A 16,430-nucleotide genomic window follows, 5' to 3' on the forward strand; every position below is an offset into this window, starting at 1 on the left:
TCGAAAGGAGATGTAAAGGCAGTTATGTTCAATAGTCAATCAACCGAAGGTAATGAAAAAGCCCCTGACGTAAAGCAAGCCCGACCACCCTCAATCTCTCTTCCCAAAGGTGGTGGCGCAATTCGCGGCATTGGCGAAAAGTTTGCCGCCAACCCGATCACCGGCACCGGTTCCATGACTGTGCCCATTGCCACCAGCCCCGGCCGGTCCGGCTTTGGGCCACAGCTTGCGCTCTCTTACGACTCCGGTACGGGCAACGGACCTTTTGGCTTTGGTTGGAACCTTTCACTACCCAATATCACCCGTAAGACTGACAAGGGGCTGCCGCAGTACGACGATGCCGGGGACTCCGATGTTTTCCTGCTCTCCGGCGCGGAAGATCTTGTGCCGGAGTTCAAAAAGGATGCTGATGGCAATTGGGTGATCAAAGACGGCAAACACGTCATCTTTGATGAACCAATCACGATTGGCGATGTAGCATATCGGGTTCGTCGTTACCATCCCTGCGTCGAAGGGCTGTTTGCGCGCATCGAGCGCTGGACTAAGGTTTCCGATCCCACTAACGCATCCTGTCCCGGTCATATTCACTGGCGCTCTATATCCAAAGACAACATCCTAACGATTTATGGCAAGGACGAAAACTCACGTATCTATGATCCGGAAGATTCCCAACGCATCTTTACCTGGCTGATCTGCGAAACGCGCGACGACAAAGGTAATGCCATTCTCTATGAATATAAACAAGAAGATGGCGCCGGTGCCGATTTGGCCAAAGTTCACGAGCATAACCGGGGCGACCGCAATGACTTACGCCGTAGTACCAACCGTTATCTAAAACACATCCGTTATGGCAATCGCAAGCCACTGCTGGATAACGAAGGGCACCGACCGCGTTTCCTGACCGAAGAGCAAATCCAGAAAGCCAATTGGATGTTCGAGGTTGTTTTTGATTACGGCGAACACGACGCCAATACGCCAAAGCCCAATGATGCAGGCCAGTGGGCCTTCCGCGCTGATCCGTTCTCCACCTACCGTGCCGGTTTTGAAGTACGCACTACCCGCCTGTGCCGGCGGGTTCTGATGTTCCATCACTTTCCCTATGAAAACGGTGTTGGCAAGGACTGCCTGGTACGCTCCACCGACTTTACCTATTCCCACGAAGCAGAACCTGACCATACCCGCAACCCTGTCTACACCTACCTGCTCGCCGTCACCCAGTCCGGCTATAAGCGATACAACGGAGGTTATTTAAAGCGCAGCCTGCCGCCGGTTGAGTTTGAATACAGCCGGCCCATCGTTCAGGACACCATACAGGACATGGACGCCGAAAGCATGGAAAACCTGCCTGTCGGGCTGGACGGCGCCTCCTACCAGTGGATTGACCTGCACGGCGAAGGCATTCCCGGCATCCTGACCGAACAAAGCGGCACCTGGTTCTACAAGCGCAACCTTAGCCCGGTAAACTTGACACCGGGCAACGGCTTAGCTCATACTGAAGCGAAGTTCGCGCCCGTCGAGCAGGTTGCCGTAAAGCCCAATCTGCCCCTGGCCAATGGTGCCCAGTTCATGGACCTGGCCGGTGACGGCCGGCCGGATTTAGTGGTGCTGGAAGACCCCACGCCCGGCCTTTACGAACACAACGGCGCTAAAGGCTGGCAGCCCTTCCGCCCCTTCATCTTTCGCCTCAGCCGGTCCACCCGCGACCCTAATCTGAGATTCGTTGACCTGGACGGCGACGGCCACGCCGATGTGCTGATCACTGAAGACGATGCCTTCGTTTGGCACGCCTCAATGGCCGAGGAAGGTTTCGGCCCGGCCCGCCGCGTCGCCCAAACCCTGGATGAAGAAAAAGGCCCTCGTTTGGTCTTTGCCGGCAGCAGTCAGTCGATTTATCTCGCCGACATGAGCGGTGACGGTTTGACCGACCTGGTGCGCATCCGCAATGGCGAGGTCTGCTACTGGCCAAACCTCGGCTATGGCCGCTTCGGTTCCAAGGTGACAATGGATCATGCGCCACACTTCGACAACCCCGACCAGTTCGACCAGCGACGCATCCGCCTGGCCGACATCGACGGCTCCGGTACCACCGACATCATCTACCTGCACCGCGATGGTGTGCGCCTGTATTTCAACCAGTCCGGCAACAGTTTGAGCGAACCGCAGGTGCTGCGCGTTTTTCCCCGCGTGGACGACCTGGTCGCCATCAACGTATTTGACCTCCTCGGCAGCGGCACTGCCTGCCTGGTATGGTCATCACCCCTGCCGGGGGATACCGGCCTGCAAATGCGCTTTGTAGATCTGATGGGCGGGCAAAAGCCGCACCTGCTGGTCAAGACCGTCAACAACCTCGGCGCGGAGACCAGGGTGCGTTATCTCCCATCCACGTACTTTTATTTAAAGGACAAGCAGGAAGGAAAGCTATGGATCACCCGTCTGCCCTTTCCGGTGCATGTAGTTGAGCGTGTTGAAACCTACGACCATATCAGTCGGAACCGCTTCGTCACACGCTACGCCTACCATCACGGCTATTTCGACGGCGAGGAGCGTGAGTTCCGCGGCTTCGGCATGGTCGAACAGTGGGATACGGAGGGAATGGCCGCACTGGCAAGCGACGGTATGCTTTCTGCTGCGACTAATAGCGACACCGCTACCCATGTGCCCCCGGTGCATACCAAAACCTGGTTCCATACCGGGTGCTATCTCGATAGGGAGCACGTTTCGCGCCAATTTGAGGATGAATATTACCGCGAACCTGGTCTTGATGACCAGGAATTCCGGTCGCTGCTGCTACCCGATACCGTACTGCCCACCGGCCTGACGCTGGAGGAGGAACGGGAGGCCTGCCGTGCCTTAAAGGGGATGATGCTGCGCCAGGAGGTTTACGCCGACGATGCCCCTCCCGGGTCATCCGTGACCATGCTCCAAAGAGCCGGTACACCCTACACCGTCGTTGAACAGAACTTCTCAATCCGCGCCCTGCAGCCCCGTGCCGGTCAGCGCCATGGGGGTTTTTTCACCCATACGCGTGAAACAATTACTTACCACTATGAGCGCACTCTGATGCCGGTACTAAACGGCCAAATCGTTGATGAGGCTGCTGCAGCGGCAAATCCCGGCGTTGAGTGGATTCCTGATCCACGCGTTCAACATACGTTGAACCTGGAAATAGATGAGTATGGCAACGTGTTGAAGGAAGCTGCCATCGCCTACGGTCGCCGTTTCTATATGCCGGACCAAGCGTTCCTGTCGCAGGACCACGACAATCAGCGACTCATCCACATCATCTACACCAAAAACCTTGTCACCAATGCCATTGACGACTTTAAAGTATACCCTGGTGACTACCGCACCCCTCTTGCTGCGGAAACATGCACATATGAATTGCGCAAGCCCGAACAAGAGAAGAGCAGCAATGAACTGACCAACCTCTATCGCCTTGATGATATGTTAAGTTATTGTAACCAGGCATCAGACGGTCAACACGACGTCGCCCACGAAGATATTTACTTTGCCAGGGCAAAACAGGCAGCAGCCGAAGATGTAAACGAGGAAGAAAAGTACTTTCGCCGCCTGATTGAACACGTCCGTACGCTGTACCGGCCGGACAACCTGGGCATGCCTCAGAACAATCCGTTAAAACTCCTTCCGCTGGGAGAACTTGAGCCGCTGGCCCTGCCGGGCGAAACCTACAAACTTGCCTTTACCCCCGGTCTGCTGGCGCAGGTCTTTCAGCGCAACGGCCAGCCCATGCTGCCTAATCCCGCCGATGTTCTGGGCGGTCAGGGCGCCGATCAGGGTGGTTATCTTTCCAATCAGCAACTAAAGTACGAGGGGAGCTTTCCCGGCAGCGACCCCGACGATTGCTGGTGGATCCTCGCTGGGCGTGTTTTTCTGTCACCCGACCGCGACGACAACGCCGCGCAGGAACTGGATTTTGCCCGCCGGCATTTTTTCCTGCCGCGGCGCTACCGCGACCCCTTCGGCCAGACGACCACTGTTACTTACGATGACTATGACCTGCTGATGGTAGAATCCCGCGATCCCTTAAACAACTGTGTCACTGTGGGCGAGCGCCTGCTTGACGGCACCCCGGACCCCGCCAAGCCCGGCAATGATTACCGCGTACTACAGCCCACGAGAATAATGGATCCCAACCGCAACCGCACCCGGGTCGCCTTCGACGCCCTGGGTATGGTGGTGGGCACGGCCGTAATGGGCAAGCCGGAGGAGAATCCGGGCGACTCACTCGACGGCTTCGAAGCCGATCTGCCGGATGCCGTGCTTGACCACCTGGCCAACCCGTTTACTAACCCGCACGCCATTCTTGGCCGTGCTACCTCGCGTCTGGTTTATGACCTGTTCGTCTACCGGCGCACCAAAGACCGGCCCGAACCACAGCCCGCCGTCGTCTATACCCTGGTGCGGGAAACCCATAACGCAGACCTGGAAGCCGGAGAGCATACCAGGATCCAGCACAGCTTCTCCTATTCCGACGGCTTCGGGCGGGAGATCCAGAAGAAGATCCAGGCTGAGCCCGGACCCGTTCCCAAGCGCGATACCGACGATAAGATCATTGTGGGCGCCGATGGCCGGCCGTTGATGACCGAAGGCGATACCAGCCCGCGCTGGGTGGGCAGCGGTTGGACTATCTTCAATAACAAGGGCAAGCCGGTTCGCCGGTATGAGCCGTTCTTCAGTGCAACCCATCGCTTTGAGTTCGGCGTGCAGGTCGGGGTCAGCCCTATTCTGTTCTATGACCCCATCGAGCGCGTCGTAGCCACATTACACCCCAATAACACCTATGAAAAGGTGCTATTCGATCCGTGGCAGCAGACGACCTACGATGTAAATGACACTGTCGCGGAGTATGGTAACGAAACCGGGGATCCGCGCACCGATCCTCACATCGGTGGTTACGTTGCCGGTTACTTCGAGAGTTTGCCGGTCGTCCCGGGCCGGCCCAGGAAGACATGGTATCAGCAGCGCCATACGGGTGACCTCGGCCCGCACGAACAGAACGCCGCCAACAAAGCGGCCGCTCATGCCGGCACGCCAACAACGGCTTATTTCGACACGCTCGGTCGCCCCTTCCTTACCGTCGCTCACAATAAAGTGGTATGCCCCAACCACGAACTTGACGGTACGGAAGACATGTTTAGCACCCGCGTCGAACTGGACATCGAAGGTAACCAGCGCATCGTACGCGATGCTATTAACCAGAACGGCGATGCCCGGGGGCGCATCGTGATGCGCTACGACTACGACATGTTGGGCAACCGCATCCACCAGGCCAGCATGGAAGCGGGCGAACGCTGGATGCTGAACGACGTGGCCGGCAAGCCTATACGCGCATGGGACAGCAGGGGCCATATCTTCCGCACCGAATACGACCAGCTGCGCCGTCCACTGTGTTCCTTTGTCACCGGCGCCGATCCGAACTACCCGGACCAGGAGCTGCTGACCGAACGCTTAGTCTATGGTGAGCAGCACCCGAAGGCCGAAATGCGTAACCTGCGCGGGCAGCTTTACCTCCACCTCGACCAGGCCGGGGCGGTGACGACTGAAGCCTGTGATTTCAAGGGTAACCCGCTGCGTGCAACGCGCCGCATAGCCAAGGAATACAAGCAGGCGATTAACTGGAACACTGTGGATACGGCTCTCCCGGCCAACATCACCGATCTACTCGACCAGAGCGCACTGGAAGCTGCTCTCGCGCCGCTGCTGGAGGCCGATGTATACACCAGCAGCACTACCTACGATGCCCTCAACCGCCCGGTGACATTGACCACGCCGCATACGCCTGCAATGCAACCCAGCGTCATTCGCCCCGGCTACAATGAGGCCAATCTATTGGAGCGGGTGGATGTTAATCTGCGCGGGGCCACAGCCAATGACCAGCCGGTGTGGACACATTTCGTTACTAATATTGACTACGATGCCAGGGGCCAGCGCAAGTGCATAGACTACGGCAACGGCGCGAGCACCTCTTACGAATATGACCCGTTTACCTTCCGTCTGGCACATTTACTTACCCGGCGCAACGCCGTCGCCTTCCCTGACGACTGCCCGCAGCCGCCTGTGGCCGGCTGGCCCGGCTGCCAGGTACAGAACCTGCATTATACCTACGATCCGGTGGGCAACATCACCTACATACGCGATGATGCTCAACAGACTATCTATTTCCGTAATAAGCGCGTTGAGCCGGGTGCCGGATACACCTACGACGCCCTCTACCGGCTGATCGAAGCCACTGGACGCGAACACCTGGGGCAGACGGGTGGCGCGGCCAATCCGCCCACGCCGCACTCTCATAACGATGCCCCCCGTGCCGGCTTGCTTGGCACCGGGATATCCGGACGCTTCAGTCCCTATGACGGCGGAGCTATGGGTAGGTATATCGAACGCTATGTCTACGACGCCGTGGGCAATTTCCTGACGATGTGGCACTACGGTAGCGACCCGGTCCACCCCGGTTGGAGTCGGACCTATACTTATGGCGAAGCCAGCCTGCTTGAACCGGGCAAACAGAGCAACCGCTTAAGCTATACCATGGTCGGCAGCGGTAATACGGGCACCGAGCGCCTTGTCCATGACGCCCACGGTAACATAATCCGCATGCCGCATATGGGTGGCGCACACCCCGCCCCCAACATGCACTGGGACTACCGCGACCAATTGCGCCGGGTTGATTTGTCCGGAGGGGGCACGGCTTATTACACTTACGACGCTGCAGGCCAACGTGTGCGCAAGGTATGGGAGAAGTCGGCCAACCTGGTTGAAGAACGTATTTATCTCGGCGGGTTCGAGATTTACCGGCGCCGGCGGGGTTCTGATTTGCTGGAGCGTGAAACGCTGCACATCATGGATGACAAGCAGCGCATTGCCCAGGTAGAAACGCGCACTGTCGATACGGCCGGCAACGACCCCGCACCGCAGCAACTCATTCGCTACCAGTTCGACAACCACCTCGGTTCGACCGGCCTGGAGCTGGACGATCAGGCGCAGATTATCTCCTATGAGGAGTATAGCCCGTATGGCAGCACAACTTATCAGGCTGTTCACAGCCAAACCGAAACGCCCAAGCGTTACCGTTATACCAGTAAGGAGCGGGATGAGGAAAGCGGGTTTTACTACCACGGAGCCAGATACTACGCGCCGTGGCTGGGAAGGTGGGTGAGTTGTGACTCCGAGTTGGTTGATGGTCCCAACCTATTCGTCTATGCCCGCACTAGCCCCACGAACCTGGTTGATACCAATGGGCGCCAGAGCAAGCCACCAAAAGTTAAGATTAACGACGTGGTACCGTACGATCAGCGTTTGACAGATCGCTCAAGTATTGGCGTCAACCCACAGAAGGACCACGTAATCTGTCAGGGTAAACAACGTTTAATCAACCCTGACATCGATACCTCGAAGCAGCTCACGGTAGTCCAGGAAACCGGGGCGGCGAAAGGTAATGCTCCCGCAAAACCTCACACCCAAGTCACGTTCCATGACCCGCAAGCCGACGTGAAGGAAATCAATCGACTACGGGATCTTAAACCTGAAGACTGGACTAGTTTTGAACAGGAAATTGTCTCGCCAAGCCTGGAATCAAGATCCCGAGCAGGCTATTCGCAATCTTCTACCAACATCGCCGCACTAGACGAGATTGGCTCAATGTTCGAAGTAGACCAGCCTAACAGAGCCCCGAACAGTTCGGGGCCCAAACTCGACTGGAGCAAGCGAACTGAACCAAAGGGGCCTCCTGTTGATCTTAATACAGGAAATGTCATCAAAACCGAAGGAAATGCGCCAGGAGTCAGCGACGGCAAAACTGCGTTAAAGAAAACAGGTACAGAGACCCTTGAGAAAGGCGGCAAGACAGCGCTTAAGAAGATCGGGAAAAAAGCACTCAAGGTTGTCCCATTCGTCGGCATCGGTGCCGGACTTTACTCGGCAAAGGCCGAGGCCGCGCAGGGGAATTACGGGACAGCGGCCTTGGAAGTGGTCGGCCTTGTCCCAGTCGCCGGCGATGTTGTTGATGCCGGGCGGCTTGGTGTGGCTATTGGAGAGGCAGGCAGCGAACTTCTCGGAATAGACACCGTTGCCGCCGAACATGGTGAGAGATTCGAGAATGCGGCGAAGAGTATCGGGTTAGGGGATGATGCATCAACAATTATAGGTGCCACTGGTGCAGCCCTCAGTTCAATTACCGTTGCCCCTTCAATTGCTTTGAAGAGGAAGGTCATGGGGTGGTTTGACTAAGTGTGATAGCGGACTGATCACGGTTATGGAAAACATAAACCACCCAAACAGAACAAGGCTCGTATGGAGGAGGAATACGCTATGAACAAAATTACCTTTTTATTGAAACAGGGGATGAAAAGCCCGGAAGTGGGCAACCTGCAGGACGCGCTGCAGCTGTTGCTTAATCGGGGCGTCCTTCTGGCCAAGGACGAAGCGGCCCGCCGGGAATTGTCCGAAGCGCTGCGGCGTGAGCGGAATGAACAAACCTATGGCGAGACCACCTCCAAGTTGGTGAGTGTGTTTCAGGAAGAACGCAGGCTGCAAGCCGGGGGGGAGGTGGATGAACCCACCGCCATTGTGCTCAACGCGCTGCTACGCGAAATGGGGGTACTGGAAGAGCAGCCTGCAAAAAACACCGGTGCCTATCTTGATACCAACTACACGGTAGTGTGCCGCGCCGTGGATGCCGGCAGAAAGCCAATTGTCGGTCTTCGCATCGAGGTCTTCGACCAGGATCCGAAGTCACCCCATGACCCGCTCGGCGAGCCGGCGATTACGGACGATGACGGCATGGTTACCTTCCGCTACAAGCATTCCGACTTCACCGAGCATCCGGGCGAGCAAGGCCCTGATCTGTATTTCAAGGTGCATCGAGGTGAAGTAATGCTCGAGTACGTCCTGCAGGGTATCAACAACGACAAGGGTGTTATACGAAAATTCCAGCCGCAGCGCGAACCCATCATCCTGCGCGTGGACAAACACCACGTCGTTACCGGGGTGATCATGCAAACCAATGGGCTGCCCGCCGAAAAGCTGAAACTGTTCGTTCACCATCTTGCCTTTGGTGGAGAAGCACTGCTGCTGGGTTCACCCACAACCGATGTCCGGGGGCGGTATGTACTTGCATATAATCCGGGAGTCGGAGCAGTCAACCTGGAAATTCGGGTGCGAGACCCGCAGGATAAAGAGAAAATGATTCCGCTGATGAAACCACGTTTTGCCGTCGCCGGGTTCGAGGTGTTGAACCTGGTCGCCCCATCCGCGCCTCTGGCAGCGGAATACCGGCGTCTGGTAGCCGACCTAACACCCCATGTCGGCCAAATTTCCAAACTGGCCGACGCCCGGGAAAATGACGAACGTCAAGATCTTACGGTACTTAACCGCGCCACCGGCTGGGATGCCCGCCTGATCGCGTTAGCCGCCGTATCCGAACGGCTAAGTGCCGATGCGGAGGTAAAGCTGCCGCAAGAAGCAGTGTATGGTCTGATGCGCGCCGGTCTGCCCTCGGACAAGTTACTATTGGCGCAAGTGGAGCCGGATGTGATCGAACTGGCGCTGAAGACGGTGCGCGACGCAGGCATTGTGAACTTCACCGATCAAGAGATTGATGAGTCCAAGGCAACCTTCGGGGCATTTGCCGCCAGGGAACGACTGAACATTCCCGCGCCGGGAACGCTCTCAACCTATGGTCAGCTGCTCAACGCATCCACTGCCTTCCCCGACAGCGATAAAGGGCAAAAGGCGCGTGAACTGTTCGCTGACTTGTATTTTAACTATCAAGGTGATGCTGCCCGGTTCTGGAAAAAGGCTGCCAAAGCCGGTTTGGAAGACGGACAAATCCGTAAACTGCAGTTACAAGGCAAATTGTCGTTTCTCGCCGGCAACAGCGTGGAAATGACCAAACGACTGATGAACAAGAAAATCGATGAAAAACCGATTAACGACCCCGCACAACTGGTGGAAAAAGACTTCCATCGCAGCGAAGCATGGTTGAAAGAAGTTTTCGAGCAGGCGGAAATTTCACTGGACCGGCGCGGCAAATTAACCGACGCCGACAAGGAAAAGCTTGATCAACTAATTCCTACGGCTTATGTCGCCGATAATGTGGAAGAGCGCTTGCGCGCCTACACCGAGGACATGTCCCGCAAGGTGCGTTTAAGCTATCCGACGCAAGTGGTGACAAGGTTGATAGAAACTGACGACAAATTTAAATCACTCGCTTACCCTGACACGGTAAAACTGCTGAAAAAAGCAACCGGACAAGGATTCCGGCTGGGCACAACACCGGTAACCGCCTTTCTAAAAACCCACGACGGAGTTACGGCGGGCATGGCTGCCCCCGCGGTTCAATCCGCCCAAAAGCAATTGCAGACAATTCAGCGTGTTTACCAGATCACCCCCGATAACGAGGCGATGCCGGTTATGATAAGCCTGGGGATGACTTCCGCTTACGACGTAATGGCATATACTGAAGTGGATTTCGCAGCGCATTTTAATGCCAAATACCTGGAAATATACAAAAAACCGGCCGCAGCCGGTTTGGCAGGTTTGATCTACCGCAAGGCTAAACAGGTGAGCAGCGTAACCTACAACCTGTTTACCATCGCCAAGAAACTGGACAACGAACCACCGGTAGCCGGCCTATCAGCGTCGGTAGAGGTGCGCGAAAGCGTGCGCAATGAATTGATCAAACAGTTCCCGACCATGGAATCACTGTTCGGGTCAATGGATTTTTGCGAGTGCGAGCACTGCCGCTCGGTGCTCAGCCCGGCTGCATACCTGGTAGACCTGCTGCAATTTGTCGATCCCGAGCCGGGCGTGTGGGGGAACTTTTTGGCGCTCTGGAAAGCGACACACAACAATCAAGAGTACACTGTAAAATACAAGAAGCCATACGACGCCCTCATCGAGCGGCGGCCTGACCTGCCTTACATCCCGCTTACTTGCGAAAACACCAACACGGCGCTGCCCTACATCGACATCGTCAATGAGATCCTTGAGTACTACGTCGCCCACGGGCAACTGGAGGAAAAGGCGGCGCACGATACCGGCGAGGCAACCACGGAAGAACTGCTGGCCGAACCACAGAACGTGATTCGCCAAGCCTACGACAAACTACGCGAGGCGAGTTACCCGCTCAATCTGCCGTTCGATCTCTGGATCGAGACCGTACGCCGGTTTTGCAATTATTTCGAGATGCCTCTGGCGCAAGTACTGGAAGTATTCCGCCGGAGCGACGAGCTGTTTGTGCCGGCGCAGCCCTTCGATCGTTCCGACATTTTCATGGAGTCATTGGGTTTTTCGCCGGCGGAAGTATCCCTCTTCACCAACCCCGATCCGCTTTCTAGTTGGCACCGGCTGTATGGTTTCAACACGGCGGCCCAGGCAACGACCGAAGCCATCGATGCAAGCACCGGCCAGCGTATTGATCTGAACTCCGCCAAAGCTTTGGCCCGGCGCCTCGGCGTGACCTACAAAGAGATCGCCGAGATTGTCCAGACCGGATTTATCAACCCGAAGCTGACCCGCTTGCACTTGCTCTACAAGCTGGGAGTAAGCATTAACGACGCTCGCTTCTATCTCGAGCACAAGAACGATCCCGCTCCCGTATCTGTTGAAGAACAGAAGCGGCAACTTGAGGTGCAAGCCTTCGCGCAGAAACTTGCCGAACTCGCAGAGACGTTCCAGGTAACCACGGCGCAGTTGGAGGCCAAGCTGCAGGACATCCCGTTCGACAAAATTCTGGTGCTGGCCGATACCGATACCGGGTGCAACTTCGACCTGACCACGCTGCGCTACGCCGATGGCAGGAAAGCCGCCCCTATTGCCTTTCTGCGTATCAATCTCTTCGTACGCCTGTGGCGCAAGTTGGGCTGGAGCATCGAGGAGACCGATCGCGCGCTTAGTGTCTTCATACCACAATCCGCGCCTTTCGATGATAACCCGGCCAACCTGGCCAAGCAGCCGCTCAAAACCGCGCTGGTTTACCTGGCACACCTCAAGGCATTGGACGAGAAGGTAAAAACCGGCAAGCAGAGCCGTCTTAAGCTCATCACCCTGTGGTCGGACATCGACACCACCGGAAAAAATCCGCTCTACGCGCAGCTGTTCCTCACCCGTAGTGTGCTCAAGAGCGACCCCGTCTTTGACCATCCGCTGGGGCTGTATCTAACCGACGCAACCGTTAAACTCCAGGATCACGTACTGGCCGTACAAGGCGCGTTAGGGCTTACCGCCGACGAGATCGGCAGCATCCTTGCAGATGCCGGGAAGTCTCTCGACGCGACCGAGTTGACACTGCCGAACGTCTCGCTGCTCTACCGCTATGGACTTCTGGCGAAGGCACTCAAACTATCGGTGCGCGAACTGATCGCGATTAAACAGTTCTCCGGGCTGGATCCGTTCAAACCCTTACACCCCGATCCGCTGGCTACCATTGAGGATGATTATCCCTTCTCCCAAACCCTGCGCTTCGTCCAGACCGTGGAAGAGGTCAAGGACAGCGGGTTGAAGATCGAAGATCTGGACTACCTGCTGCGTCATCGTTTCGATGAAACCGGCAAGTATCGCCCCAACCGCGATGGTATGCTGGCCCTGATCAAGACGTTGGCTGAAGGTATTCGCGCCATCCGGACCGAGCACGCCGTGCCGGACGATCCAGGCGAGATAAGCGAAGAAATGCTGCGGCAGAAACTGGGGCTTGCGCTGCCGCCCGGTGTCGTCGAGACCTTCCTGGCAATGATGAACGGCAGGGCGGAGTTCAGCGCCGCCAAATCTGGCGTGGAACCGGAAAACAGGCTGGATCCGAAAACGTTTGAGGACGAGGAGCGCATTCTCAGCCTCAGTTACAAGGAGGTGCCACACAAGGAACAGAAACTCACCTTGCGCGGCGTGCTCTTCGCAGACCAAAAGACTGAGCTGGAAACGAAATTCAATGCAGTGCTGTCAGAACCTCAGATAAGCGCCTTCGCTGAACTTCTTGGGAACGTTCAAAAGCAGGCTCGCGATTTCTTCGACAACCAACTCAAAAAACAAAAGCTGCGCTTGGAAGGCGAAGCAGGTTTTCTTGAAGACAGTGACTTTAAAGAGCTTTTTTATCCATTGAAGCTCTCGAAGAAGATATTGCCAACTGACACGCCACAAGAAGTCAACGCTAAATTGCAGGAGAATGAAGAGATCGAGCAGGAAAATCAAGCAACCTTGCAGCAGCGACGCTGTCGCATTGCCGGGGCATTTCTGCCCTCCCTTCAGCAGCGCCTTATCCGTCAGTTTATCGTCCGGACCATGACGGCATATACAGGCGCCGACCCCGTGCTGGTGGAGAGCTTAATCACCGACGAACGGCTGCTGGCGGTGGCAGCAACCAAACCATTGCTGGCATCGTTTGAGCCGATTGGTAAAAGGGGCGTCAGCGCCGAATACTTCGATTCCAATGACCTGTCGGGCACAGCTCAGGCAGCCAAAGCAGTCGTGAGCAGCGCGGACACTTCCTTAAAAGATACGCATGACACGTACGGCAACCCTCTCAACACGGCCAACAGTGCACGGTTCGAGGGCTACCTGGAAGTCCCCACACCTGGCGCCTACCGTTTCTATATCGAGCTGGACAAGCAAAACGCCGAGGCTGAGCTGCAATTCGCCCATCTCTCCAATCCGGTGTTTTTGACCGGTTCTGCGGGCGCCGATAACGCGACGCTTGGCGAACAGCCGGAAGAATTTCTTGAATTGAAGCCGGGCATACCTTACTGCTTCAGCTTGGAGTTGAAAAAGCTGGGCGGCGGCGGGGCGCGGCTGCTGGTACAGGGCGAGACCCTGCCGAAGGACGGGATTTCACAGTTGACTCTCTACCCGCTCAGCGCCATGGTCGGGGCGGAACAAGCAATCCTGCTGCTGACCAAAGCATTACAACTTGTGCAAGGTCTAAGCCTTAGCGAACGCGAAACGCGTTATCTGCTAACGCACGCTTCGGACTTTGGCAATGTGAATCTAAGTCAACTTCCGACCCGAGCGGTTGGCGATACGCCCACAGAGAAAGTCGCGACCACGGAACGGTTCAAGCAATTTCTGCGTCTGGCGTCTTACGCGCGGCTCAAGCGTGATCTTGCCGCCACAACCGACGATTTGATCGACATTTTCGAAGCTAACGGTACTGGTGATCCGGGCAATGTATACCCGCTCATCGCCAAACTGACCCACCGCGACGAAGCAACTGTCAAAGACACCGCCGAGGCGATGTTCGCCGCTCCAGGATTCGAAAGCGAAAAACCCCTGGTGCAACTGTGGCAAACCCTTCAGCTTGTCGAGCGCTTCGGCGCGCCGGTGGCCTCTCTGTTGAAGTGGACCCGTATCGCCGGCGCGGGCGTGACGCCCGGGCAGCGCTTTGCAATCGCCCGCGAATTTAAGGAAGCGCTCAAGGCCCGCTGCGAGCCGGAGACATGGCAGCGCGTGGCCCGGTCAATCTTTGACAAGCTGCGCCAACGCCAGCGTGACGCACTGGTGTCCTACGTGATACACCAGCACGGCTTCGACCGCATGGAGCAGCTTTACGAATACTTTCTTATCGACCCCGGCATGGAACCGGTGGTACAGACCTCGCGCATCCGCCTGGCCATCTCTTCGGTGCAGCTGTTTATCCAGCGCTGCCTGCTTAATCTGGAGCCGAAGGTTCATCCATCCACCCTTAACTCCAAACACTGGGAATGGATGAAGCGCTACCGCGTGTGGGAAGCGAACCGCAAGATCTTCCTCTTCCCCGAGAACTGGCTTGAGCCGGAGTTCCGCGACGACAAGACCTATCTTTTTGCCGAACTCGAAGGCGCCCTGCTGCAGGACGACGTTTCCAGCGATCTGGCCGATGACGCCTTCCTGAACTACCTGAAAAAGCTGGATGAGTTGGCGCGACTGGATATCGTGGCCATGCACATAGAGGACAATGCAGATCCCACCCGGCGTACTCTGCATGTGTTTGGCCGCACTTACAGCCGGCCGCACAAGCACTTCTACCGCCGCTACGCCCATCAAATGTGGACGCCCTGGGAACCGGTCAGCGCCGAGATCGAGGGCGATCATCTGGCGCCGGTGGTGTGGCGCGACCGGTTATATTTGTTCTGGGTGACGTTCTTGGATAAACCTGTTGAAAATTCACAGCCATCCGGTGCCGGCGCAGACACAACGCTGGATCAATTAAAGCTGAAAGATGCGGTTACAGAAATGCAAACCATTGCCGCCGACAAGACGATTGAAATAAAACTGCATTGGAGCGAATACCTGCAGGGAGAATGGAGCACGAGCGAGTCGGGCGAGTTTGTCCCGGTAACACAAGGTGATACAGCGGTTACCGTGCCTATGAAATTTAAACCAAGCCAGGCGTTGATTCACGTGTCCAAAGCGATAGATGAAGCAGGTGAGGAACTGGGAGTGCATATCCACCTCGGCGCCCCTTTAAACCAGTCCTTCTACCTTGCAGGCCGCAACAGCAAACCGGAAAGGAAAAATTACAACGAGAACGGATCAAGGGGCGCCCTGCCTGAAAATCTTTACAGCAGCGCGAACAATCCATGTGCGAATCGTTATTCGGGCAACGGCGAGCTTATGATCGAATTCCAAGAACTGATCACTACCGAACCAGGTAAAACGCCCCCCAAAGAAAACCGGGAAATTCTTGCGGCGGATAATCGTCCGCAGGGCGGCGCGTATACGCTCCTTCCTTGTGACAACAACCTCACGGCGCTGGGCGTTTCCGAGGAGGCATACCAGGGCGCGGCGAATCCCAATGCAGTCAAGGAAGCCATCGAAAGAGGTCTTGGAGAAATTGCTTCGCTAATTAAGCCGGTCTTTTATCAGGATAACCTGCACACGTTGTTCGTCGAACCCAATGTGACCGAAACAACGATTGAGGAATGGCAGGAATGGGTAGCAAGAAAACCCAGACCCGAACCCGGGTGGAAGAAGCCAGGCTGGTGGAAAGACATCGTTGTGATACCGGATAAGCCCTGGCAACGGCCCTTCTCCGACCCGAGAGACCCGTTGCTCGCCTATGGCCGGGAATCACTGATTAATCCGGCGCCGGAACGTGACTGGCTGTTGAACCCGGGCACCGTGCTGGAGTTTGACAACGTGTTGATCGGCCCGGCCGGTCAGCCGGGATTAAAAATAATAACCGAAGAAGTGAATAAGGTTACGGCGGAGGGTGGCACGATTGTGAACGCCAACCCCGGCGGTAGCCTAGCATCGGGCGGCGCGGTTGTACTGGCGGACGCCACCGCCCATAAACAGAGCGGCTTGATGCAAGCTGCCGGTGGTCTGAATATAGTGGGCAGCGCCGGTTTTAACTCGGCGCTTGAGAAGAACTTCAATGAATTGAACCGCGCAGGCTTCGGTGCAGGTATGTCCACAACCGGAACCGTCAGGCGCTGAGATAA

The 16,430-nt window shown here is 56.4% G+C and carries 2 protein-coding genes; both read left to right on the forward strand.

Annotated elements, in window-relative coordinates; all coding sequences use genetic code 11:
* Nucleotides 1-24 precede the first annotated feature (24 nt).
* Nucleotides 25-8,247, forward strand: a complete 8,223-nt coding sequence (locus tag DESGI_RS18210; protein ID WP_006520540.1) for a SpvB/TcaC N-terminal domain-containing protein — start codon at nt 25-27, stop codon at nt 8,245-8,247.
* Nucleotides 8,248-8,328: 81 nt separating this feature from the next.
* Nucleotides 8,329-16,425, forward strand: a complete 8,097-nt coding sequence (locus tag DESGI_RS18215) for a neuraminidase-like domain-containing protein (protein ID WP_006520541.1) — start codon at nt 8,329-8,331, stop codon at nt 16,423-16,425.
* Nucleotides 16,426-16,430 lie beyond the last annotated feature (5 nt).

Source organism: Desulfoscipio gibsoniae DSM 7213 (assembly GCF_000233715.2).
GTDB lineage: Bacteria > Bacillota > Desulfotomaculia > Desulfotomaculales > Desulfallaceae > Sporotomaculum > Sporotomaculum gibsoniae.

What these genes read in the sequence shown, in the direction of transcription:
- DESGI_RS18210 (WP_006520540.1), top strand. Translation starts at nt 25, where the DNA reads ATGTTCAATAGTCAATCAACCGAAGGTAATGAAAAAGCCCCTGACGTA.
- DESGI_RS18215 (WP_006520541.1), top strand. Translation starts at nt 8,329, where the DNA reads ATGAACAAAATTACCTTTTTATTGAAACAGGGGATGAAAAGCCCGGAA.